Origin of the sequence: Okeania sp. SIO2B9 (assembly GCF_010672505.1) — a bacterium.
GTDB lineage: Bacteria > Cyanobacteriota > Cyanobacteriia > Cyanobacteriales > Microcoleaceae > Okeania > Okeania hirsuta.
Genome location: NZ_JAAHGK010001181.1, coordinates 1 through 2,386, shown reverse-complemented (window position 1 = coordinate 2,386; position 2,386 = coordinate 1). Strand labels below are relative to the sequence as shown.

The following is a 2,386-nucleotide window of genomic DNA, read 5'->3' as shown; positions in this document are numbered from 1 at the left end:
GTACGCCAAATCACAATTTAATTTCTGGTAACTTTTATGCTGCACTGAAGTATGCACTAAAAGGTAAACCATACCGAGTATTTATGACTGATTTACGTTTATGGATACCTGAATCTAGACTTTATACTTATCCAGATGTAATGGTTGTTGCTATTCCTTTAGTCTATGCTGAAAATAGACGAGACACTATTACTAATCCTCTGATAATTGCAGAAATATTATCAAATTCTACAGAAAGCTATGACCGAGGAAAAAAATTTGAGTATTATCGAAGTATGAGTAGTTTTCAAGAATATATTTTGATTGACCAATATAGGAATCATGTAGAACAATTTAGCAAGACTGAAGAAGGAAAATGGTTATTATCAGAATTTAGTAATCCAGAAGATATTTTGTATTTAAGTTCTGTTGAATCTGGAATATCTTTACAGGATATTTACGAAGAAGTTGAATTTGAGGAGTAGGAAGTAGAGAGTAGGGAATAGGGAATAGAAAATCAATGGAAAAATTGAGAAAATCTCTGTAGTAATTCCATGTCTGAGTGAGGCATAAAATTCATTAACTTGAGAAACACTATAGTTTTACTAGAATTAAGAATTTCTCCACTAAATCAAGCATTGGAACTTAGTAGAAGCATTAATTAATGTTTAGATGGCACTTGCTTAATGGAACAATTTCAAACATATACAGGACTTACACACTTTTCCGACAAAAACGCTATATATGTCATAGTGCTATAGTTTTTATCTACTATATGTAGTGTCTTTGCGTAAGTCCTGATCAGGAACGGGCAAGATGCCCATTCCACAAAACTATTAAAATCATACCACATTTAGGATTTACACACTTTTCCGACAAAAACGCTATATATGTAATAGTGCTATAGTTTTTATCTACTATATATAGTTTCTTTGCGTAAGTCCTGATCAGGAACGGGCAAGATGCCCATTCCACAAAACTATTAAAATCATACCGCATTTATGCAACTCAGAATTGCTATAAACATAACTCAGCTTACAAATAAATTTGTTGAAATAAGCAGATAAATAATGAGTAACTTACAAACAAAAATTTTAACTGATACTTGGGTAACTGCAACTTGGTCAAAATATTTACAAGTAATTGAAAATCTAGATAACGAAAAAGCAAAGTGTTACTATCACAATCAAAAATATAGAATTGAAATGAGTCCACTTAGTAATAAACACGGTAGAGACCACGCATTAATAATGCTAGTAGTGAATATATTTTCAATTTTAAAAGGCATTGATTTTAACGGTATAGATAATTCCACTTATAGAAAAGTAGGATTAAAAGATGCTCAACCAGATGCCTCTTATTATTTGGGGAAAATACCGATATCGTTCCTCCTGAAACCTCTATTATTGACTTAGAAAAATATCCACCACCAGACTTAGTAATAGAAGTTGCTAATAGTTCACTTTCTGATGATCAAGGAGAAAAACGTATTTTATATGAAAATATGGGAGTGGGAGAATATTGGATCGTTGATGTACAAAATGTGAAAATTATTGCATTTTCTGTAGTAGATAGAGGTAGTAAACAAATTCAAGAATCTCTTGTTTTACCAGGATTAAAAATTTCCTTACTTGTTTCCTTACTTGATGAAGCACTTCAACGTAGTCATCACATGAATCAACGGTTAGTTGGAGCTTAGTTAATGGAAAAATTTCAGCCATAAAAATAACTCAGCTTAACCAGAAGTTGATCTTGGCTGAATCAGATATTTATTAATATATTTATGGTTATGGCAAATTATGATCAAAAAAATTATCTCTTCTTTTGCGGGTTTAATACCTCACCATCAACGGAGGTGACGTACAGAAGTTACTTTTGTAACGGGGATTTGAGCAAGTCTCCAAAAACATTTCGCCTTAAAAGGCGGGGTTTTAAACCCAATTATTTTGATCAGCAATTTTCCCTTTCCGTTTGTCATGCTGCGCAAACAGCATAAGTGCCTTTCCTGCGGAATGCTGCGCAAACAGCTCCCGCTGACTTCTTCAATTACAATTTGTCAGATATTCTGTCCAAACATATCCTGGAACTGGCTCAATAATCTTTACCCAAAATAAGCCTTCGATACCACCTGTAGTTTCTAACTCTACTGTATCTCCATCATCAACTGTACCAACAATATTACCATTAGGTACTTCTCGGACATTCAGAACAAGACGTTCATTTGTAGAAGAACTTGGCATTGATACTTCACAACTATCAGCAGCAGCTAATAAAAATTTATCATTTTGTTCAGTTAAAATTTGATTTGATCTTTGTGATTTATATGCAGCATGGGATGTATTAGGAGAGAAAATTTTTACACCCAAGAAAAAAAGAAAAATTAGAGAGATGATAGTTGAAAATTGTA

3 protein-coding genes and 1 pseudogene are annotated in these 2,386 nt (G+C 32.7%); 3 read left to right on the top strand and 1 reads right to left on the bottom strand.

Translation table 11 applies throughout. The features are described 5' to 3' along the window. From F6K13_RS28675 to F6K13_RS35510, 3 genes are all read left to right on the top strand, one after another. A partial coding sequence (locus F6K13_RS28675; protein WP_287289242.1) for a Uma2 family endonuclease occupies window positions 1–464 on the top strand: 464 nt, incomplete at its 5' end. A gap of 585 nt (window positions 465–1,049) precedes the next feature. Next, window positions 1,050–1,394, top strand: coding sequence for a hypothetical protein (locus F6K13_RS35515; protein ID WP_338043233.1), 345 nt, complete (start codon window positions 1,050–1,052; stop codon window positions 1,392–1,394). Beyond that, the gene (locus tag F6K13_RS35510) at window positions 1,310–1,678 is read left to right on the top strand and encodes a Uma2 family endonuclease (protein ID WP_339379443.1); all 369 of its coding nucleotides are present in this window, start codon (window positions 1,310–1,312) and stop codon (window positions 1,676–1,678) included. The genes F6K13_RS35515 and F6K13_RS35510 overlap by 85 nt, the downstream gene beginning before the upstream one ends. Before the next feature lie 343 nt (window positions 1,679–2,021). Here F6K13_RS35510 and F6K13_RS28665 read toward each other — a convergent pair. Next, window positions 2,022–2,386, bottom strand: a pseudogene (locus tag F6K13_RS28665) (SH3 domain-containing protein); the annotation flags it as partial.